The organism is Sphingomicrobium clamense (assembly GCF_019264355.1).
Taxonomy (GTDB): Bacteria; Pseudomonadota; Alphaproteobacteria; order Sphingomonadales; family Sphingomonadaceae; genus Sphingomicrobium; species Sphingomicrobium clamense.
Genome location: NZ_JAHVAH010000001.1, coordinates 1,146,320 through 1,164,975, shown reverse-complemented (window position 1 = coordinate 1,164,975; position 18,656 = coordinate 1,146,320). Strand labels below are relative to the sequence as shown.

21 protein-coding genes, 1 tRNA gene, 1 pseudogene and 1 riboswitch are annotated in these 18,656 nt (G+C 64.6%); of the genes and pseudogenes, 11 read left to right on the top strand and 12 right to left on the bottom strand.

All coding sequences use genetic code 11. The features are described 5' to 3' along the window. Positions 1-51: 51 nt before the first annotated feature. Positions 52-1,014 (top strand): agmatine deiminase family protein, encoded by a 963-nt coding sequence (locus tag KTQ36_RS06010; protein WP_218632807.1) that lies wholly within the window; start codon positions 52-54, stop codon positions 1,012-1,014. Further along, complete coding sequence (aguB, locus tag KTQ36_RS06005) at positions 1,011-1,862, top strand: N-carbamoylputrescine amidase (protein ID WP_218632806.1); 852 nt, start codon at positions 1,011-1,013, stop codon at positions 1,860-1,862. The genes KTQ36_RS06010 and aguB overlap by 4 nt, the downstream gene beginning before the upstream one ends. Here aguB and KTQ36_RS11370 read toward each other — a convergent pair. Further along, complete coding sequence (locus KTQ36_RS11370; protein WP_425600737.1) at positions 1,859-2,323, bottom strand: GNAT family N-acetyltransferase; 465 nt, start codon at positions 2,321-2,323, stop codon at positions 1,859-1,861. The genes aguB and KTQ36_RS11370 overlap by 4 nt on opposite strands. A gap of 48 nt (positions 2,324-2,371) precedes the next feature. After that, positions 2,372-3,028 (bottom strand): annotated as a pseudogene (locus KTQ36_RS11365) (uracil-DNA glycosylase); the annotation flags it as partial. A 26-nt stretch (positions 3,029-3,054) separates the two neighbouring features. Here KTQ36_RS11365 and folK point away from each other — a divergent pair. The 3 genes from folK (at position 3,055) to KTQ36_RS11490 (ending at position 4,441) form a co-directional block, all read left to right on the top strand. Continuing rightward, a complete protein-coding gene (gene folK, locus KTQ36_RS05995; protein ID WP_218632804.1) occupies positions 3,055-3,546 on the top strand; it encodes a 2-amino-4-hydroxy-6-hydroxymethyldihydropteridine diphosphokinase in 492 nt (163 codons plus the stop codon). Between the two features lie 23 nt (positions 3,547-3,569). Next, positions 3,570-3,645 (top strand) — tRNA-Lys (locus tag KTQ36_RS05990). Positions 3,646-3,799: 154 nt separating this feature from the next. Further along, complete coding sequence (locus KTQ36_RS11490) at positions 3,800-4,441, top strand: PilZ domain-containing protein (RefSeq protein WP_218632803.1); 642 nt, start codon at positions 3,800-3,802, stop codon at positions 4,439-4,441. A 78-nt stretch (positions 4,442-4,519) separates the two neighbouring features. Here the strand turns inward: KTQ36_RS11490 and KTQ36_RS05980 are convergent, their stop codons facing one another. The 9 genes from KTQ36_RS05980 to KTQ36_RS05940 form a co-directional block, all read right to left on the bottom strand. Then, positions 4,520-4,933, bottom strand: a complete 414-nt coding sequence (locus tag KTQ36_RS05980; RefSeq protein WP_255554769.1) for a PilZ domain-containing protein — start codon at positions 4,931-4,933, stop codon at positions 4,520-4,522. 95 nt (positions 4,934-5,028) lie between these two features. After that, on the bottom strand, positions 5,029-5,685 hold the full coding sequence (locus KTQ36_RS05975) for a DUF938 domain-containing protein (RefSeq protein ID WP_218632801.1): 657 nt from the start codon (positions 5,683-5,685) through the stop codon (positions 5,029-5,031). Further along, a complete protein-coding gene (locus KTQ36_RS05970) occupies positions 5,682-6,122 on the bottom strand; it encodes an ABA4-like family protein (protein ID WP_218632800.1) in 441 nt (146 codons plus the stop codon). Before KTQ36_RS05970 ends, KTQ36_RS05975 begins: the two co-directional genes overlap by 4 nt. Then, positions 6,122-7,801, bottom strand: coding sequence for an aminomethyl-transferring glycine dehydrogenase subunit GcvPB (gene gcvPB / locus KTQ36_RS05965; RefSeq protein WP_218632799.1), 1,680 nt, complete (start codon positions 7,799-7,801; stop codon positions 6,122-6,124). The genes KTQ36_RS05970 and gcvPB overlap by 1 nt, the downstream gene beginning before the upstream one ends. Next, complete coding sequence (gene gcvPA, locus KTQ36_RS05960) at positions 7,798-9,165, bottom strand: aminomethyl-transferring glycine dehydrogenase subunit GcvPA (protein WP_218632798.1); 1,368 nt, start codon at positions 9,163-9,165, stop codon at positions 7,798-7,800. The genes gcvPB and gcvPA overlap by 4 nt, the downstream gene beginning before the upstream one ends. Then, positions 9,165-9,914, bottom strand: coding sequence for a class I SAM-dependent methyltransferase (locus KTQ36_RS05955; RefSeq protein ID WP_218632797.1), 750 nt, complete (start codon positions 9,912-9,914; stop codon positions 9,165-9,167). The genes gcvPA and KTQ36_RS05955 overlap by 1 nt, the downstream gene beginning before the upstream one ends. Continuing rightward, entirely contained in the window at positions 9,914-10,285 is a 372-nt protein-coding gene (gcvH, locus tag KTQ36_RS05950; RefSeq protein WP_218632796.1) for a glycine cleavage system protein GcvH, read from the bottom strand. Before gcvH ends, KTQ36_RS05955 begins: the two co-directional genes overlap by 1 nt. A gap of 20 nt (positions 10,286-10,305) precedes the next feature. After that, positions 10,306-11,403 carry a glycine cleavage system aminomethyltransferase GcvT gene (gcvT, locus tag KTQ36_RS05945; RefSeq protein ID WP_218632795.1) on the bottom strand — a complete coding sequence of 366 codons (1,098 nt, stop codon included), beginning with the start codon at positions 11,401-11,403 and terminating at the stop codon, positions 10,306-10,308. A gap of 147 nt (positions 11,404-11,550) precedes the next feature. After that, positions 11,551-11,650: riboswitch (glycine riboswitch) on the bottom strand. A gap of 108 nt (positions 11,651-11,758) precedes the next feature. Then, positions 11,759-12,391 carry a hypothetical protein gene (locus KTQ36_RS05940; protein ID WP_345777675.1) on the bottom strand — a complete coding sequence of 211 codons (633 nt, stop codon included), beginning with the start codon at positions 12,389-12,391 and terminating at the stop codon, positions 11,759-11,761. Between the two features lie 87 nt (positions 12,392-12,478). Here KTQ36_RS05940 and ispH point away from each other — a divergent pair, with 87 nt between their 5' ends. Beyond that, positions 12,479-13,426 (top strand): 4-hydroxy-3-methylbut-2-enyl diphosphate reductase, encoded by a 948-nt coding sequence (gene ispH / locus KTQ36_RS05935; RefSeq protein WP_218632794.1) that lies wholly within the window; start codon positions 12,479-12,481, stop codon positions 13,424-13,426. Positions 13,427-13,431: 5 nt separating this feature from the next. Beyond that, a complete protein-coding gene (gene rnhA / locus KTQ36_RS05930; RefSeq protein WP_218632793.1) occupies positions 13,432-13,878 on the top strand; it encodes a ribonuclease HI in 447 nt (148 codons plus the stop codon). Here the strand turns inward: rnhA and KTQ36_RS05925 are convergent. Beyond that, complete coding sequence (locus tag KTQ36_RS05925) at positions 13,875-14,978, bottom strand: NAD(P)/FAD-dependent oxidoreductase (RefSeq protein ID WP_218632792.1); 1,104 nt, start codon at positions 14,976-14,978, stop codon at positions 13,875-13,877. The two genes, rnhA and KTQ36_RS05925, sit on opposite strands and share 4 nt — an antisense overlap. A gap of 51 nt (positions 14,979-15,029) precedes the next feature. Between KTQ36_RS05925 and KTQ36_RS05920 the strand changes: the two genes are divergently transcribed. From KTQ36_RS05920 to KTQ36_RS05905, 4 genes are read left to right on the top strand one after another with little or no spacing between them, the layout of a single operon-like run. Beyond that, positions 15,030-15,500, top strand: coding sequence for an A24 family peptidase (locus KTQ36_RS05920; protein ID WP_218632791.1), 471 nt, complete (start codon positions 15,030-15,032; stop codon positions 15,498-15,500). Between the two features lie 45 nt (positions 15,501-15,545). Continuing rightward, positions 15,546-16,556, top strand: coding sequence for a Flp pilus assembly protein CpaB (cpaB, locus tag KTQ36_RS05915; RefSeq protein WP_218632790.1), 1,011 nt, complete (start codon positions 15,546-15,548; stop codon positions 16,554-16,556). 1 nt (position 16,557) lies between these two features. Continuing rightward, positions 16,558-18,000 (top strand): type II and III secretion system protein family protein, encoded by a 1,443-nt coding sequence (locus tag KTQ36_RS05910; protein WP_218632789.1) that lies wholly within the window; start codon positions 16,558-16,560, stop codon positions 17,998-18,000. 22 nt (positions 18,001-18,022) lie between these two features. Next, positions 18,023-18,655 carry a CpaD family pilus assembly protein gene (locus KTQ36_RS05905; RefSeq protein ID WP_218632788.1) on the top strand — a complete coding sequence of 211 codons (633 nt, stop codon included), beginning with the start codon at positions 18,023-18,025 and terminating at the stop codon, positions 18,653-18,655. Position 18,656 lies beyond the last annotated feature (1 nt).

Here is an 18,656-nt window from a genome sequence, read left to right as displayed (position 1 = left end):
CAAGAGGGCGGCCCTTTCCGGGTCGCCCTTTTTGTTTCATGGAGCCCTGCAATGAGTGCACCCCTTCCCGAATGGGCCGAGCATGAGGCCATGTGGATCGGTTTTCCGAGCCATGCGGAGTTGTGGGAAGTCGACCTCGCTCCCGCGCAGGAAGAAGTCGCTGCCCTCGCTTCTGCGCTCTGGCAGGACGGCAAAGGCGAGGAAATCCGCCTGGTCGCCGCCAACGAAGACGCGGCGGCGCGCGCCCGCACGCTGTGCCCCTTCGCGACCGTAATCGTCGAACCTTTCGGCGACGTCTGGCTGCGCGATACCGGACCGATCGTCCTCGATGGCAAGGCGCAGGGCTTCGGGTTCAACGGCTGGGGCGGGAAGTACGAACTCGAGGGTGACGACAGCATCGGCGAGCGCCTCGCAGCGACCGCGTCACTCCCCTATGCTAAGGCCGACTGGATCCTCGAAGGCGGCGCCATCGACGGCGACGGCACCGGCACACTGATCACCACCGAAGAGTGCCTCCTTAACGAAAACCGGAATCCCGGCCTGTCGCGCGAAGACATCGAGGAGCGCCTCCAGCGCGATCTCGGCGCAACCCGCATCGTCTGGCTCGGCGATGGGCTCCAGAACGACCACACCGACGGCCACGTCGATAATCTCGCTCGCTTTGTGGCGCCAGGTCGCGTCGCCATCCCCGAGGCCGTCGACGAGGACGATCCCAACGCCGACGCGTTCGGTGACGCAGCGGCCGCCCTTCTCGACGCCGATCTCGAGGTCACCGCCATTCCCTCGCCCGGTAAGGTCGAGCGGGACGGCGAAATCATGCCCGCCAGCTACATGAACTTCCTCATCGGCAACGCTGCCGTCGTCGTGCCGATCTATGGCGCAGCTAATGACGAGGCCGCCGTCGAGGCCATCGCCGCCCTCTTCCCCGACCGCAAGGCCGTTGGCCTGCGCGCCGACCACCTCCTGACTGGCGGCGGCTCATTCCACTGCATTTCGCAACAGGTGCCCGCATGACCAAAGTGAAAGTCGCTGCCCTCCAGCTCACCCTCGGCGGAAGCGTGGACGAGAATATCGCCGCCGTGACCGAGCTCGTGCGCGAGGCCGCGAGCAAGGGCGCTGAGGTCATCCTGCCTCCCGAACTGTTCGAAGGCCCCTATTTCTGCCGCGTCGAGGACGAGGAGCTGTTCGCGACCGCCAAGCCGACCGACGAGCATCCCAGCGTTCAGGCGATGCAGAAGCTCGCCACTGAACTTGGCGTCTACATCCCGACCAGCTTTTTCGAAGCCGATGGCCCGCACCATTACAACTCGCTCGCCATGATCGGCCCCGACGGGAAGATCGAGGGCGTCTACCGCAAGAGCCACATCCCCGACGGCCCGGGGTACGAAGAGAAATTCTACTTCCGCCCCGGCAATACCGGCTTCAAGACCTTCGCAGGACCCGACAAGTCGAAGCTCGGCATCGGCATCTGCTGGGACCAGTGGTACCCCGAAACCGCGCGCAGCCTCATGCTGCTGGGGTCCGACATCCTTTTCTTCCCGACCGCGATCGGCACCGAACCGCACGATCCAGACCTCGACACAAGCCGTATGTGGCGCCGTGCGATGATTGGCCATGCAGTGTCGAACGTCGTGCCCGTCGTCGCCGCCAACCGCATCGGCACCGAATGCGGCCAGCGCTTCTATGGCCACAGCTTCATCGCCGACGAACGTGGCGACCTGCTGGCGGAATTTGGCGCTGACGAAACGGGCGTCCTCGTCGCCGAACTCGACCTCGCGGCCGCCAAGAAGCACCGCGCCGCCTTCGGCTTCTTCCGCGACCGCCGCCCCGACTTGTACAAACGCCTCGCCGAAGACCTCTAAAGTTCGAGCCTCAGATAGACACTGTCGACCGGCTTGCCCTCGTACAGCATCGCGTCCTTCTTGTAGCCCGACCGCACGAAGCCAAGCTTCTCCATCAATCTCAGCGACGCGCCGTTCGCCGGGTCGACGTCTGCGACCAGATGCGGCACGCCCCTTCCGCGCAAATAGTCCACCAGCGCGCTCATCGCTTCGGTGCCAATGCCCTGCTCCCAATGATCCCGGCGCACGAGGACCCCAAACTCGGGCAGCTTCCACGGTCCGACCTTGCCGAGCAATTCGCCGTCCTTCTCGATGACAAAATCGTCACCCAACGTCGGGTCCGCCTCGACCATCGATCGCACCCAGTCCTCGGTTTCCTGGCGCGAACCATGAGGCGGCGTAGACCAGTGCGCCATCGCCTCGCGGTCGGTGAAGATCGCATGAAATCCATCGACATCGTCCATCGTCGCGCGCCGCAGCACCAGTCGCTCGGTCTCCAGCCGTTCGGCCCGCTTCCCTGTCAACGACTGCGCGCACGCCGTCTGCAAGGCGTCTGCAAACATCTCGTCGGTCAGCCGACCGGTATTCTGGTTGTAGCGGCTGCAATGGTAACTATCGACCAGCGTCATCCCGTTCGGCGCCCGATGCACCGCGCCATGCCCGAACTTGGCATGGCTGATCTTCATCCCCAGCGCGCGGCACGCCGCGTCATGCGCGATCTTCCCCAGCGCAAACAGCGTTTTCACGTTGGGGAGCATCGACAGCTGCTCTTCGAAAAAAGGTCGGCAATGCTGGATTTCCTGCCCGGTCGGCTTGTTCTCCGGCGGCAGGCATTTGACCGCGTTCAAAATGATCGCGCCCTTGAGCTCGACCCCGTCGTCGATCCGCTGGTCGTAATCGCCCGTCGACAGCCCCAGCTTCCGCAGCGTGTCGAACAGCAGGTCGCCGGCAAAATCGCCCGTGAAGGGCCGACCCGTCCGGTTCGCCCCGTGTTTTCCGGGCGCTAGGCCCACGATCGCGATCGGCGCCTCGGGATCCCCGAATGCTGGCACCGGAGCATTGTACCAATCGGGATATTCTTCGCGGCACTCCTGCCGGAACGCCACCAGACGCGGGCAGAGCGGACAGTCGCGCGGCGGCTCCGCGGCGGGTAGCGGCGAGAGATCGGCAGGGCTTACATCATGCATGCAAAGGGCTTAAGCGCTCGCACGAGATGAACGCAACGCCCCACCTCTACCTGATCGGCATCGGTTCCAACCGGCGACATATCCGCCACGGTCGACCGCAGGGCGTGGTCGAGGCCGCGATCGCACGGCTCGACACCGACTTCATGCTGTTCGACGCCTCTCCAATCCTGCTCAATCCCGCCTTCGGCAATGCCGGCCGCGATTTCGCCAATGCAGCTGCGATGATCGAGACGCCGCTGGCTCCAAGGCAAATGCTTTCGGCCCTCAAGGCCATCGAAAGCGACTTCGGTCGCAAGCCGGGACGCCGCTGGGGCGACCGTGTCCTCGACCTCGACATTCTCGCCTGGAGCGGGGGACGTCACCACTCGCAAGGCCTGACGATCCCGCATCCGGCATTCGCCGATCGCCCGTCGGCCGTCATCCCCGCGGCTGCGATCGCGCCCAATTGGCCGCTTCCGGACGGATTGCGCGTGCGTCACCTTAAAGAGCGGGTTGGCAAGCGCCTCGCGCCTCGCTAATGCCCCTCCCGACCCGGATGGATGGGCCGTTAGCTCAGTTGGTAGAGCAACTGACTTTTAATCAGTAGGTCGCAGGTTCGACCCCTGCACGGCTCACCATCCGGGCGCTTTTCAGACATTCCGACAATCCCCCAAGTGGCTGCGGAACAATCGTCAACCGATTGGTAACGCTCTTGTCGCTATCCTGAGCGTCAAGGGGAGAAGTCCGCCTGCACCTTGGACCGAGGCGCAGGTGGGAAGCGAGGAGTGAGACGTGGAAGAAAGCCAGGTCGAAACGACGGTCTATTCGCTCAAGGACGAAGCGCCCGCCGCGCCGTCCGAACGCCGCGACGGCGAACGCCACATGACGCTCTTCCGCGTCGGCTCGCTCATCGTCGATGACAGGCGCGAGTTGTGCCTCATCAAGAATATCTCGGCAGGCGGCATGATGATCCGCCTCTATTCGGACGTTGCCGAAGGCCAGCAGCTCGCAGTCGAACTCAAGAACGGTGAGCCCGTTCGCGGCAAGGTGAGCTGGGTCAAGGGCAACAATGCCGGCGTCGAATTCGACCAGCAGATTGACGTCGTCGACCTGCTCGCAACCAACGAAGATGGCCCCCGCCCGCGCATGCCGCGCGTCGAAGTGGATACGCCCGTCACGCTCTATGTCGAGGGCTATCCGATCCGCGCCTATGCCAGCGACATCAGCCAGGGCGGAATGAAGATCCGTCTCGAAAAGGACCTGCCGATCGATTGCGACGTCACGGTCAACCTGCCCGGCCTCGCGCCGGAGGCCGGGACCATCCGCTGGAAGCGCGACGACCATGCCGGGATCGTCTTCAATCGACTGATGCCGCTCTCGGGCCTGGTTGCATGGCTGCACGAACAACGCGACGGCATGCGCAAGACCGGCTGAGCCGCGACCGATCACCCACGAAAAAAGAAAAGGCGGCCCGTCCCGGAGCCGCCTTTTCTCGTCTCACCCTTTGGCGGGCTACCTGGTGGGGGGAATAAGCGGGTCGCCCCAGAAATAATGTTCGGCAGCGCGGCGCTCGGCCGCAGTCAGCGGCTTTGCCTTCAACCCCGGGCGGTCGCTCTTGGGCTGGGGCTTGGGGCGCGCCTTGGGGACGTGGCGTTTGATCTGGTCTGCGGGCACGAGCGTATCGAACTTGATGCCGGCGCGCTTGATGCGTGCCCAGACCACCGTGCCGGTCGCCCGGATATCGCCTTTCTTGAACAGGACCTGCGTCCCGACCAGCGGAAGAGTGTCGTCCTCGACCATGGCGCCATGTGCCGACAGGTTGCGTAACTTCACCGTTTTGCAGGTGTCGCCAGCTTCCAGCTCGCACGTCATGAGGACGTGGCTGCGCTTTTCTGCGCGATTCTTGGCGACATTGTCGTGGTACATACGCACATTCTCCCCGAATTTGCCGTTCAGGGTTCAACGAAAAGCGTTAAGGACGCGTGAAGATCGGATGTAAAAAAGCCGAAAAACCACCGAAATTAACCTTGGTTATGATTTCGGCGGCGAAACAGGAGCATCATGTTATTCGCCGGCATCGAACGACGCTCGATCAGTTGGAGCGATTGCGCCGACGCGGCTTCCTCCACCTTTTCGACCGTTCGAAGACCCCACGCGGGGTTTCGCACCTTGAGCGACTCGTCGAAAGACATGTTTGACGGCGCCGTTTCGACATCGGACGCGATCCAGGGGCCGTAGAAGATCAAGGCCCCATCCTCCGGCAAGAGGCGCTTCGCTCCCTTGAGAAGCCCGAGTGTGGCTGGCCAAGGCGAGATATGCGCCATGTTGACCGACAAAATCGCGTCAGCCTGCATGATCGGCCAATCGGTGCTGGCCGCGTCGATCTCGACCGGCGGCAACAGGTTGGGCGTGCCGTGCTCCTCACGCCAGGCCGCGATCGAGGCCAGCGCCTCGGGGTCGCGGTCGCTCGGTTGCCAGTCGAGATCGGGGAAGATGCGCGCAAAGGCGAGCGCATGCTCCCCGGTTCCACTGGCGATTTCGAGCACGGTTCCCGAGCGCGGCAGCCAGTCGGTGAGCACCTCGCCGATCGGACCCACGTTGCGCGCAGCGGCGGGTGCATGGCGCTTCACCTCGCTGCCAAGGTCGCCCATCTCGTAAGGAGGAAGCGGGTCGCTCATCGCGCCTGGTGGATACCCGCCATCGCCCGCGCGCGACGTTCGCGAACCAGCATCCAGATGAACAGGCCGAGCGGCCCTGCCATCAGCGTCAGAACAAGGATCGGCGCCTGCACGATGCGCGAGACCATCTTGTGGTCAGCATCCTTGGCAATCCACTGGCCCACGAAGAGGTCGAAAGCGAGATAGTGGATCCACGCGATCACGGTGATCCCGTCATCCTTGAACAGCGCTTGGACCGATGCCAGCGATCCGAAGTCCGCCATTCCGTTCTCGGCGGTCAGCCACACGATCCCCACCGAGTAAGCCAGCGCGAGCAGGCCGATCCCGAGATAGAAGATGAGCGCATGAACCTTGGGACCTCTCGGCGCGAGGATCAGCGCCGCCCAGGCGACGAGCGCGAACCCGTTGGCGAACGAAAATGCGCTATCCCAGTCCATCAACCGCCTCCGTATTTCGCCGCCATTCCCGTGCTCGAGGCTTCGGGGACCGCTTCCTGGTAGGCCAGCACCGGCTTGCGCGCGGCCTGCGTCTCGTCGAGGCGCCGGCGCGGCGCATAGTAGGGCGCGGCCTTCATGCTTTCATCGCCCCCCTTGGCGCGTTCCGCGACGCTCCGCAGCGCCGTGATGAACTGGTCGAGCGCCGCCTTGCTCTCAGTCTCGGTCGGCTCGATCAGCATCGCGCCATGCACAACCAGCGGGAAATACATGGTCATCGGATGATAGCCCTCGTCGATCAGCGCCTTGGCGAGATCGAGCGTCGACAAGCCTTCGGCAAACCCCTTATCCCCGAACAGCGCTTCGTGCATGCACGGGCCAGAATGGGCGAAGGGCGCGTGGAGCACGTCCTCCAGGCTGCGCAGGATGTAGTTGGCGTTGAGCACCGCATCCTCGGCGACCTGCTTCAATCCGTCCGCGCCGTGGCTCAGGATATAGGTCAACGCGCGGGTGAACATGCCCATCTGTCCATGGAAGGCGGTCATGCGGCCGAAGCTGTGCAGCTTTCCGCCGAAATGCTCCTCGGCGAAGCTGTCGGCGGTTTCTTCCTCGACCAGGTGCACGACGCCGTCTTTGGTCCGCGCCGTGTACGGCAATGGCGCAAAGGCGCTCAGCGCCTCCGACAGCACCACCGGGCCCGAACCCGGTCCGCCTCCGCCATGCGGGGTGGAGAAAGTCTTGTGCAAATTAATGTGCATCGCATCGACACCGAGGTCGCCCGGGCGCACCTTGCCGACGATCGCGTTGAAATTCGCGCCGTCGCAATAGACGAACCCGCCCGCCTCGTGCACCGCGTCCGAGATCGCCTTCATGTCGCGCTCGAACAGGCCCAGCGTCGACGGATTTGTGATCATCACCCCCGCGACATCCGGTCCAAGCCGCGCCTTCAAAGCCTCCAGATCGACGCGACCATCCTCGTTCGCGGGAATGTCCTCGATCTTGTAGCCTGCGAAGGCCGCCGTCGCCGGGTTCGTCCCATGCGCGCTTTCGGGCACCAGAACCACTTCGCGCGCATCGCCCCGCGCCTCCAGCGCCGCACGAATACACAGGATCCCGCACAATTCGCCATGCGCGCCCGCCTTCGGGCTCATCGCGACCGAGTGCATGCCAGTCAGCTCGATCAGCCAGAAAGCCAGTTCGTTGATCACCTCCAGCGCCCCGCGCACCGTGTCGACCGGCTGCAGCGGGTGCACATCGGCAAAACCAGGCATCCGCGCGACCTTCTCGTTCAGCCGCGGATTATGCTTCATGGTGCAGCTGCCCAGCGGGAACAGCCCAAGATCGATGGCGTAATTCTGACGGCTGAGCCGCGTATAGTGGCGCACCGTCTCCGGCTCGGTCAGGCCCGGCAGGCCGATCGCTTCGCTGCGCGCAAAATCACCGAGCCGGCTCGTCGTCTCGCTCGCAGGCGTCGGCTTGGCCGGCTGCTCCACGCCCGCAAGGTCCAGCTTGCTCGCGAATTCGAAATCGACACCCGTCGTTTCGGTATCGCCAATCTCGAAGATCAACGGCTCCTCGAGCATCAGCGCGCGGTTGCCCGTCGTCGTGTCGGGCCCGCTCATGGCGTTATGTCCCTCGACGGGCGTGCCGGGTTTCCAGCCGGATGCGTTGGGATTGCTCATGACAGCGCCTCCTTCAACGCATCGCAGAAGACTTCGATATCCTCTTCGGTCGTCGTCTCGGTCACCGCGACCAACAGCGCATCGTCGAGCCCCTCGCTGTCGGGATAGAGCCGCCCGAGCGACACGCCCGCGAGAATGCCCTTGTCGGCCAAATCGCGCACCAGCTCGCGCGCATCGCGCCCGACTTGGAGCGTGAATTCGTTGAAGAAATGCTCGTTGAGCAGCGTGACGCCCGGCACTGCCGAGAGCCGATCCGCCGCGATGCAGGCCAGCCGGTGATTCTCCGCCGCCAGCGACCGCAATCCCTTCTCGCCCAGCAGCGTCATATGCACGCTGAACGCCAGCGCGCAGAGCCCCGAGTTGGTGCAGATATTGCTCGTCGCCTTCTCGCGGCGAATATGCTGTTCGCGGGTCGAGAGCGTCAGCACGAACCCGCGCTTGCCCTCGGCATCGACCGTCTCGCCGCACAGGCGCCCCGGCATCATCCGAACATGCTTCTCGTCGCGCACCGCGAACAGGCCCAGATACGGCCCGCCAAACTGCAGCCCGACCCCGATAGCCTGTCCCTCGCCCACAACAATGTCGGCACCCAAATCGCCCGGCGCCGCAATCGCGCCCAGCGCGACCGGCTCGGTATTCACCGCGATCAGCAACGCGCCCTTCTCGTGCGCCGCGTCAGCAATCCGCTTCAGGTCGGGTAGCCGCCCGAGAATGTCCGGATATTGCACCACGACGCAGCTCGTATTGTCGTCGATCCGCGCGATCAGCCCGTCGTCGTCAGGCCGCGGCGTGAGGCTCGGCGGCGCACCTGCAATCTCGTCGTCGGTGAACTTGGCCATGGTCCGGACGACCTCTGCATAATGCGGGTGGAGCGCGCCCGAGAGCGCGACCTTCTTCTTCTTGCCCCGCGCCACGCGGCTCGCCATCGCCACCGCTTCCCAGCAGGCGGTCGAGCCGTCGTACATCGAGGCATTTGCGACAGCGCAGCCATAGAGGCGCGCTACCTGGCTCTGGAATTCGAACAGCATTTGCAGCGTGCCCTGCGCGATTTCCGGCTGGTAAGGCGTGTAGGCGGTCAGGAATTCGCCGCGCTGGATGATGTGATCGACGCTGGCCGGCACATGATGCCGATACGCCCCCGCGCCGAGGAAGAAGGGCGCGTCCGCCGCGGCCAGGTTCTTCTTCGACAATTTGCGCATATGCTTCTCGACCGCCATCTCGCTGGCATGGGTCGGGAGCCCCTCGATCAGACCAGACAGCCGCGCCTCCGCGGGCACATCGACGAACAGGTCGTCGATGCTCTTCGCGCCGATCTTGGCGAGCATTTCGGTCCGATCCCCGTCGGACAGCGGCAGATAACGCATCAGTTCGGTTTCCTCATGGCAAAGCGCAGGCGCTTGTAATCGGCAAAGTCGTGGGGCCATCGCTGGGCGACGGCTACGGCAAAGTCAGTACGCTCTTCGGTCGGCATCCCGATCGTATCGAGCCAGCCCGAGCGGAAGGTGCGGATCCACCCCTCAACCCCTTCTTCGAGCGGAGTCGGGCGGTCGAACAATTCGGCCTCGATATCGGTGAATCCCGCGCGGGCATAGGTATCGGAGAATTCTGCGACGCTTGGGTACCAGTTGGAGGCCCCCTTCCCGACCTTGTAGCCCCGCGCGCGAGCTTCGGCCTCGATCGCCGCCAGCAGGCCCGCAATATTCCCCTCGCCGCCCATCTCTCCGACGAAGCGCCCGCCGGCCTTGATTGCCGCGAAGATGCGCTTTGCGACCTCGTCGCGGTGCGCCCCGATCCAATGCAGCGCGGCATTGGAAAAAGCTGCATCGAACTCGCTCTCGAACTGCATCGACTGCGCTGGCACGAGATAGGTTTCGAGCCCTCGCCCCTCGGCCACCGCAAGAAGTTCGGCATTGGGATCGATCCCCAGCACATCCGCGCCTGCATCGCAGATCCCGACAGTCAGCGCCCCGTCCCCGCACCCGACGTCGAGGATGCGCTCGCCAGCCTTCGGCGCGAGCAACTCCACGACCGGCGCTCCGAGCGCGGGTACGAACGCACCCGCCCCGGCATAGTCAGAGGCCTTCCAGTGACCGGAAGAGGCCGCCGCACTCACTAGAGACTCTCGCAGTGCGCCTTGTAGGCGTCCTCGTTCATCAACCCGTCGAGCTGCGACTTGTCCGACAGGGTCATCTTGAAGAACCAGCCTTCGCCCTCCGGGTCCTCGTTGATCAGCCCGGGATTGTCGGCGATCGCGTCATTCCCCTCGGTGACCTCGCCATCGACCGGGGCATAGACGTCGGAGGCGGCCTTGACCGACTCCACCACCGCCGCGTCGTCGCCCTTCGATAGGCTGCGGCCCGCTTCGGGCGCTTCGGCGAAGACGATGTCGCCCAGCGCGTCGGCGGCGTGCTTGGTGATGCCCACGGTGGCGGCATCGCCGTCCACCCGCACCCACTCATGGTCTTCGGAATAATAGGTGGTCATGTTCAGCCTCCCTGTTGGCCTTATTTCTTCTTGCGATGATAGCGATGCGGCACGAACGGCATCGGCGTCACGGTCAGGTCGAACAGCTTGCCGCGCTGTTCCGCCTTCACGCCTGTGCCCTCGTCGGTCAGGTGCGTGGCGAGATAGCCCATGGCGATGGGCCGCTCGAGCGTCGGCGAGAAGCCGCCACTGGTAATCTTGCCGACGAGATTGCCCTCACCGTCGAGTAGCTTCGCGCCTTCGCGAACCGGCTGGCGCCCTTCGACGAGGAAACCGGCGCGTTTGACGGCGGGGCCGTTTTCCAGCTCATCGAGAATGCGTTTGCCCCCCGGAAAGCCACCATCTTCGCGGCGAAGTTTCGATATGGCAAAACCCAGGTCGGCCATCACCGGCGTCGTCTCGGTATCGAGATCATGCCCGTAGAGCGGCAATCCGGCCTCGAGACGAAGCGAGTCGCGCGCGCCCAACCCGATCGGCTTGACCCGCTTGTCGGCGACCAAGGCATCGGCAAATTCTTCCACTCGGTCGTTGAGGATCGAGACCTCGAACCCGTCTTCGCCGGTATAGCCCGTGCGGCTGATCCAAAGATAGCTGCCCCGCCAGTCGGTCAGCCCGGCCTGCATGAATGCCAGGTCCTTGGCGCCCGGGATGTGACGCGTCATCACTTCCTCCGCCATCGGCCCCTGCAGCGCGAGCAACGCTTGGTCCTCGTGATGCAGGAGCTCGACGCCGGCGGGCAGTCGGGTCTTCAGAATCTCGATGTCTCCGTCCTTTGTCGCGCCGTTGACGACCAGCAGGAAGCTCTCATGCGCGTTGGTGACGATCAGGTCGTCGATAATCCCGCCATTCTCGTCGAGCAGCATCGAGTAGCGCGCGCGACCGTCCTTAAGGTTCTGGAAGTCGCCGGGCATCAGGCTTTCGAGCGCTTGTGCGGCATTTTCGCCTTTGACCGAAAGCTGGCCCATGTGGCTGACGTCGAAAAGGCCCGCTTTCTCGCGCACCCACTGATGTTCGGCGATGATCCCCTCATATTGCACCGGCATCTCGTAACCGGCGAAGGGCACCATGCGCGCGCCCTGGTCGCGGTGCCACTGGTCGAGGGGTAGTTTCTTCGTCATCGCCGGTCCTCAATTCGTGCGCCGGCACCATGCTGGCGTAATCAAGGCCCCCATCTGTCGCGATGACCTGAGAGTTTCCCCCGTGGTGGGACGTACGGGGTTACTCCTTCGGTGGCCGCCTCGGGGACAGCGCTTTCCAGAGTGTCCAGGCCCCGCGCGGTCCTGAAGCCTGAGAGATTCCGGGGGCGGCTTGCTCCTTCGGCGGTGAACCCCTTTTCTGAGGCGCACACTCTCCCGCGCGGCACCCCGGCAGGAGTCGCCCCCTGCCGAAGACAGGCGCAGCCATGGCCCACCCTCCTGAAGGCGTCAATCGCCTAAGCGGCGAAGCGGTGAAGATTTCGCGCTGGTGCGCGGATCAACGCGTCGCGTTGTAGCGCAGCTGGTCCTGCGTCAGCTGGAAACCGACCAGATGCTCGAACGTCGCGCGGCTCACCGCATCGCGAATCGCGGGGACGGTCAGCGGGTCGATCGCGGCATCGACTTCGCCGGCCTTGCGCTTGCGAGTCAGCTCGGCGCGGACATTGTCCGGCAGGGTCACCGCCGCCCGATCGACGCGGATCGTCGCCGTTCCGGTGGCTTGGCCCATCAACTGGCCATTCTCGAAATTCACGGTCACCGGCGCCACACGCTTGGCGACGACATTGCTCCCGCCTTGCATCGCGACATTATAGACCGGCAGGCTCACTGCACGCGGCGGGCCCGCGGCGCGGCGCTGTGCCACCACGTCATAGGTCGCGACCGAGATGAGCTGGCCACCGCTTTCATAACATTCCGACCGGAGGTTCGTGATCGTCGCGGTGACATCGAGATAGTCGGCCGCAACCCCGCCCGGGTGGAACAAGGTGACATCGCCGGTGCCGGCGGGAATGCCCAGCTGCGGGCAGAGCGAACGTTCCGAATAGACCCCGCCAAGACTGTCGAGCTGGCCGCCCGTGCTGCAGGCACTCAGCGCCAGGATCGTTGCAAGCGGCAGGATGGCGTTCTTCACGTGGCGTGTTCCTTCAGGTCTCATCGTTGTCGCCTTTCCATAGGAAGCGGGTTTCAACCCTGCAAGAGAAGTCCTACATGGGCTTTCATGAATGCGAGCAAACCTGCCCTCGACGTCCTCGTCGCCGCGCCGCGCGGCTTCTGCGCCGGCGTCGATCGCGCCATCAAGATCGTCGAACTGGCGCTCGAACGCTACGGCCCGCCCGTCTACGTGCGCCACGAGATCGTCCACAACCGCTTTGTCGTCGACCGGCTGCGCGGCCTGGGCGCCGTGTTCGTCGAAACACTCGATTCGGTGCCCGACGGTCGCCCCGTGGTTTTTTCCGCCCATGGCGTGCCCAAGGCAGTGCCCAATGCCGCCGAAGTGCGCGGGCTCGACTATCTCGACGCGACCTGCCCGCTGGTCAGCAAGGTCCACCGCCAGGCCGAGCGCATGGTCGAAAAGGGCTATCAGATCCTCTTCATCGGTCACGAAGGCCATCCCGAGGTCATCGGCACCTTCGGACAGGTGCCCGAAGGCAAGATGACACTGATCGAGACCGAAGAAGACGCTCGCGCGGTCGAGATTGCTAACCCTGAGAAGACCGGATTCCTCACCCAGACCACCTTGTCGGTCGATGACACAGCTGCCGTCATCGCCGTCCTCAAGGAGCGTTTCCCGGGCATCCAGGAGCCCAAAAGCGAGGATATTTGCTACGCCACGTCCAACCGGCAGGCTGCAGTCAAGGCGATCAGCGAACGATGCGACCGGATGCTGGTCATCGGCGCGCCTAACAGCTCCAACAGCCGCCGTCTTGCCGAAGTCGCCGAGCGCAAGGGCATCCCTGCGCGCCTGATCGAACGGGCGGGCGACATCGACTGGGATTGGCTGGGACAGCCGCGATCGGTCGGCGTCACCGCCGGCGCATCGGCACCCGAAATCCTCGTCCGCGAAGTCATCGATGCGCTGGGCGAACGCTTCAACGTCAACGAGAGCGAAGCAGAGCACGAGCCCGAAGGCATGATCTTCAAGCTTCCCCGCAAGCTGGTCGCCTGATCCGCATGCAGGGGGACAAGGTCGAGATTTTCACCGACGGCTCGTGCAAGGGCAATCCCGGCCCCGGCGGCTGGGGTGCCGTGCTCCGCTGGAACGGTGAGGAACGCGAGCTCTCGGGCGGCGATATCGAGACGACCAACAACCGCATGGAGCTGATGGCGGCGATCGAGGCGCTGAACGCGCTCAAACGCCCCTGCACGGTCGAAGTCACCACCGATTCGGTCTACGTCCGCGACGGGATCACCAAGTGGATCCACGGCTGGAAGAAGAATGGCTGGAAAAATGCCGCCAAGAAACCGGTCAAGAATGCCGACCTGTGGATGGCGCTCGAGGAAGCCGCTGCCCGCCACCACGTCACCTGGCATTGGGTAAAGGGCCACGCCGGTCATCCGGAGAACGAACGCGCCGACGAGCTCGCCACCGCGCAAGCCAAGAATTGGGCCGCCGACTAGGGCGCGAAATTCTCCGCCGAAATGCCCTCCAGCGCGTCATCGAGCGGCTGTTTGAGGATCAAGTTCGCACAAAGCAGCGAGTAGGCCGGAGCGGTCTGGATCCCCATGCCGCCCTGCCCCACGCACCAGAAGAAACCGTCCGCTTCTTCGTCGAACCCGAATTTCATCCGCCCGTCGGGCGCAAAGGTCCGCAGCCCTGCCCACTTGCGCTCCACCGCTTCGACCGGCCAATCGATCGCTTTCTCGAACCGATCGACCGCCGTCGCGACGTCAATCTCTTCAGGTGCGCTGTCGCAGGGAGGGCTCTCGCTTTCGTCGAGCGGGCAGACCCACACCGTATCGTCGCCCTCGCCCTTGAAGTAAAAGCTGGCGTGCAGGTCGGTGACGAAGGGCGTGTCGCGCAATCCGCTTTTGCCGACGCGCAATTGAGCCACTGTGCGCCGCTTGGGCACCAGCCCCATCGGCTTCACCCCTGCCCGCTCGGCCACCACATCGCCCCAGGCGCCCGCGGCGTTGACCAGCACCGACGCCTCGATCCTGCGCCCGCCTGCCTCGATCACCCAGCGACCGTCCAGACGCGTTGCGCTCTCCAACTCGTCATCGGTGACGATCTCGCCCCCGTGCCGCCGGACCGCCGCAAGGCACGCCGCGTGGAAGGCCGCGACATCGATGTCCGAACAGCTGGCTTCCCACCAGCCGCCCGACCAATGGTCGCGTAGCCCCTCGATCCGGGCATCGAGCGCTGCCCGATCGAGCCGCACCGGCACATCCTCGCCCGCCAAATCCCCCGGCGCGGGGAACTCCTCGCCGCACGGCCCGGTCAGGTGGATCGCCCCGCGCTTGCGCAGCAACGGCACCTCGCTCCCCGGCCAGCGCGCATCGAACATCGGCTTGGACGCCAGGCTTAGCTGCCGTTCGGGCGTGTCGCCGCCCAGGCTCGCTTGCCAGAACGCGGCCGAGCGCCCCGTCGCATGCATTCCCGGCTGCGACTCGGCCTCGAGCAGCACGACGTTCGCGCCCGCCGCTGCCAGCCGCGCGCCAACGCTCGCACCAGCGATACCGGCGCCTACGATCGCGATTCTGTCCGGAAACTCACTCATCGGCTGGGCTGGTTACGGTTTCTCAAGGCGCCGCGTCTAGACCGCTCGGTCATGATTGACGACACTTTCACCCTGTTGCTGCTCGGCGCGCACGCATTGCTGCTCATCTACGCGGCCGTGCGCGACGTGCAGACCTACCTGATCCGCAACCGGCTGGTGCTGGTAGTCGCGGCCCTCGCCCCGCTGTGGTGGATCGTCGACGCGGTGGCGCTGAGCGACATGCTGATTCGACTCGTCGTCGCAGGCGCCGTGTTCGGCGGTCTCGCGCTGCTCTATCGCTTCGGGATGATGGGCGGCGGAGACGTCAAACTGGCCGCCGCGATCGCGCTTTGGTTTACGCCGGGCGAGACATTGCGCTTCATCGTCGTCATGGCGCTGGCCGGCGGTCTGGTCACGATCGGCGCCATCATCCTTCGTAAAATTCGCGGAAAACCGGGCGATCCGAAGATCCCGTACGGGGTCGCGATTGCAGTGGGCGGGCTGTGGAATGTCGCCCAACGCTTTCTTAACCATTTTGCCTGATCACTAGGCACAGTTGAGGGGACCCTTTGGGGAGGCGAAATCGCCATGAATGGAAAAAAACTGATCCTGCTCGTTGGAGCGCTGGTCATCGCGGTCGTCACGGCGATCATGGCCAAGAACATGTTCTCCGGTTCGGGTGCGAACCAGGCACAGGCAGCGCCGGTCGTCCCGGCCGGGCCCGAAGTGCTGATCGCACGCAAACCGCTTCCGGTGGGCACCATCATCGAAGCCGATGACCTGGTCTTCCAGGCATGGCCGAAGGAATTGCTGGACGGCACCTACTATACCGAAGACGAGGAGGACAGCGATCCGACCGCCCTCTACGGTACGGTAGTGCGCACTGCCATTGCGGCGGGCCAGCCGATCACGCGCGGTTCGCTCGTAGGTCCCGAAGATCGTGGCTTCCTTGCCGCGGCGCTCGGCCCGGGCATGCGCGCCGTGACGATCCCGGTCTCGAACACTTCGGGTGTTGCGGGCTTCATCTTCCCGGGCGACCGCGTCGACCTCGTGCTCACGCAGGAAGTTTCGGGTGACGGTCCCTCGCTCAAGGCATCGGAAACCATCGTGCGCAACCTACGCGTGCTGGCCACCGACCAGCGGATCACGGACAAGAACGAGGACGGCCAGGTCGAAGTGAAGACCTTCTCGACCGTCACCGTCGAAGCCACTCCCAAGATTGCGGAAAAGGTTGCCGTTGCACAGACCATCGGCCAGCTCAGCCTGTCGCTTCGCGCGCTTGTTGACAACACTGCCGAACTCGAGCGCGCCATCGCCAGTGGCGAAGTGGAAGTGCCCGAGGATGCAACGCCCGGCGAAGAGCGCAAGCTGCTTCTCGCCGTCGCCAACAAGCCGATCGACACCGACATCACCTACACCACCGGCGGCCAGGTCTCGCGCTTCCAGCGCAGCTCAATCCCGTCGCAGGGTAGCGGTGGCTCGTCGAACGCCCAGCCCAGCGCGCCTGCCGCGCCGGCTGGTGGCTATGTGTCGGCCGGTCCGTCCGTTCGTGTCGCTCGCGGCAATGCCGTGACCGTCGTTCCCGTGGGAGCACGCTAAGATGACGAAACTCAAAGCACATAAACGCCTGCTGGGCGCCGGGCTTGCCGCCATCGCGGTCGCCATGGCCCCCGTCGGCTTCGCCGCGCCGGCCGCCGCCCAGTCGGGTGCCGTCCAGCCTTCCGAAACGCTGAATATCTCGGCCAACACCGGTACGCTGGTGCAGCTGCCGGGCAGCATGAGCGACCTGTTCGTCGCCAACCCGGGCATCGCCGATGTTCAGGTGCGTTCGAACCGCCAGCTCTACATATTCGGCAAGGCCGCGGGTGAGACCACCATCTACGCGACGGGGCCCAGCGGCAACGTCGTCTACGCCGCCAATGTTCGCGTCGGCAACAATGTCGGGTCAGTTGCAGAAATGCTCCGCCTCGCCATGCCCGAAGCCAACATCCAGGCGACGCCGATGAACAACCTGATGCTGCTGACCGGCACGGTTGCCGATCCCGACGATGCCGAGGAGGCCGAGCGCCTCGTCCAGGCCTATGTCGGTGAAGGCACCCAGGTCGTCAGCCGCCTGCAGATGGCAACCCCGCTGCAGGTGCTGCTCAAGGTTCGCATCGCCGAGATCAACCGCACGATGCTCAAGTCGATGGGAATGAACCTCGACGTCGACGATCCGACCGGGGGTGATTTCATCTTCGGGATCGGTCAGGGTTCCGCCGAACTGACCGGAGGCGTCGGCAACGTCGTTCGCTCGCCGATCGGTACGACCTTCTCGGGACTGACCAGCCTGTTCGGGCTCGACATCCTGGGTTCGCTCGACCTTGCGGAGACCGACGGTCTCGTGACCACGCTCGCCGAACCCAACCTGTCCGCGCTATCGGGTGAAACCGCCAGCTTCCTGGCCGGTGGTGAATTCCCGATCCCGGTCAGCCAGTCGCTCGGCAACGTTGCGATCGAGTATAAGGAATATGGTGTCGGCCTCGCTTTCACGCCGTACGTCCTTGCCGATGGTCGCATCTCGATGCGTGTCGCGCCGGAAGTGTCGGAACTGTCGACCGAAGGGTCGATCCGTCTTAACGGCTTCGACGTTCCCGCCCTCACCACTCGCCGTGCCGAAACCACGGTCGAAATGGGCTCGGGGCAGAGCTTCATGATTGCCGGCCTGCTGCGCAACACGGGCACGAACAATATCGAGAAAGCGCCGTTCCTCGGCGACATCCCGATCATCGGTTCGCTGTTCCGTTCGACCAGCTATCGTCGCAACGAAACCGAACTCGTCATTGTCGTCACGCCGTATCTGGTGAAGCCGGTCTCGACCCAGCTCGCCACTCCGGTCGATGGCTATCGCGCACCCTATGATGCCGATCGCTATCTCCTCGGCTCGACCTATGACGGCACCAACCAGCCTTCGGCCAACGGCAATGCCGTCGTCAACGAAGCCCCGGCCAGCCCGGGTGTTTCGAGCGACGCCGGTGCCGCGCAGCCTGGCTTCTCGATGTAACTGGCGGATTGGGAGAGAAAACATGAAAAAGACCATCGCCCTTCTGCTGGTCGCTTGCGGCACCGCGGCCTGCTCGACCGGCTATCCGTCCGACGATCGTCGCGGCCTCGCGCCGGTGCACGTCCCCGTCGTGGAGCGCCAGAACTTCGCCTACGATATCCCGGCTTCGGCCTCGGGTGTCCCGGCGTCCGGCATGCAGGCGCTCGACGCCTGGTTCGGATCGCTCGGCCTGCGCTACGGTGACCGAGTTTATATCGACGGTGCCAACGCGGCCTATGCACGCAACGACGTTGCCCGCCTGGCGGGTCGCTACGGCCTTCTTCTGGCCGACGGCGCGCCGGTGACGCAGGGATCGATCGAGCCTGGCATGGCCCGCGTGGTCGTGACCCGTGCGCATGCCAGCATGCCTACCTGCCCTGCCTGGGAAGGTGAGAGCCACGGCAACCCGGCCAACGAGTCCATGCCCAACTTCGGTTGCGCGGTAAACGGCAACCTGGCGGCCATGATCGCCAATCCGGAAGACCTGGTTCACGGTCGCCCGGGTGCCGCCACCGTCGACGCCCGCACCTCGGCCCGCGCCGTTCGCAGCTATCGCGAACAGCCGCTGACCGGTGAAGGCGGGCTGATGGAAATCTCGACCAGCGAGGGAGAATAAC

Coding starts and splice junctions, on each gene's coding strand:
- KTQ36_RS06010 (WP_218632807.1), top strand. CDS start 52: ATGAGTGCACCCCTTCCCGAATGGGCCGAGCATGAGGCCATGTGGATC.
- aguB (WP_218632806.1), top strand. CDS start 1,011: ATGACCAAAGTGAAAGTCGCTGCCCTCCAGCTCACCCTCGGCGGAAGC.
- folK (WP_218632804.1), top strand. CDS start 3,055: ATGAACGCAACGCCCCACCTCTACCTGATCGGCATCGGTTCCAACCGG.
- KTQ36_RS05980 (WP_255554769.1), bottom strand. CDS start 4,933: ATGTACCACGACAATGTCGCCAAGAATCGCGCAGAAAAGCGCAGCCAC.
- KTQ36_RS05975 (WP_218632801.1), bottom strand. CDS start 5,685: ATGAGCGACCCGCTTCCTCCTTACGAGATGGGCGACCTTGGCAGCGAG.
- KTQ36_RS05970 (WP_218632800.1), bottom strand. CDS start 6,122: ATGGACTGGGATAGCGCATTTTCGTTCGCCAACGGGTTCGCGCTCGTC.
- gcvPB (WP_218632799.1), bottom strand. CDS start 7,801: ATGAGCAATCCCAACGCATCCGGCTGGAAACCCGGCACGCCCGTCGAG.
- gcvPA (WP_218632798.1), bottom strand. CDS start 9,165: ATGCGTTATCTGCCGCTGTCCGACGGGGATCGGACCGAAATGCTCGCC.
- gcvH (WP_218632796.1), bottom strand. CDS start 10,285: ATGACCACCTATTATTCCGAAGACCATGAGTGGGTGCGGGTGGACGGC.
- gcvT (WP_218632795.1), bottom strand. CDS start 11,403: ATGACGAAGAAACTACCCCTCGACCAGTGGCACCGCGACCAGGGCGCG.
- ispH (WP_218632794.1), top strand. CDS start 12,479: ATGAATGCGAGCAAACCTGCCCTCGACGTCCTCGTCGCCGCGCCGCGC.
- rnhA (WP_218632793.1), top strand. CDS start 13,432: ATGCAGGGGGACAAGGTCGAGATTTTCACCGACGGCTCGTGCAAGGGC.
- KTQ36_RS05925 (WP_218632792.1), bottom strand. CDS start 14,978: ATGAGTGAGTTTCCGGACAGAATCGCGATCGTAGGCGCCGGTATCGCT.
- KTQ36_RS05920 (WP_218632791.1), top strand. CDS start 15,030: ATGATTGACGACACTTTCACCCTGTTGCTGCTCGGCGCGCACGCATTG.
- cpaB (WP_218632790.1), top strand. CDS start 15,546: ATGAATGGAAAAAAACTGATCCTGCTCGTTGGAGCGCTGGTCATCGCG.
- KTQ36_RS05910 (WP_218632789.1), top strand. CDS start 16,558: ATGACGAAACTCAAAGCACATAAACGCCTGCTGGGCGCCGGGCTTGCC.
- KTQ36_RS05905 (WP_218632788.1), top strand. CDS start 18,023: ATGAAAAAGACCATCGCCCTTCTGCTGGTCGCTTGCGGCACCGCGGCC.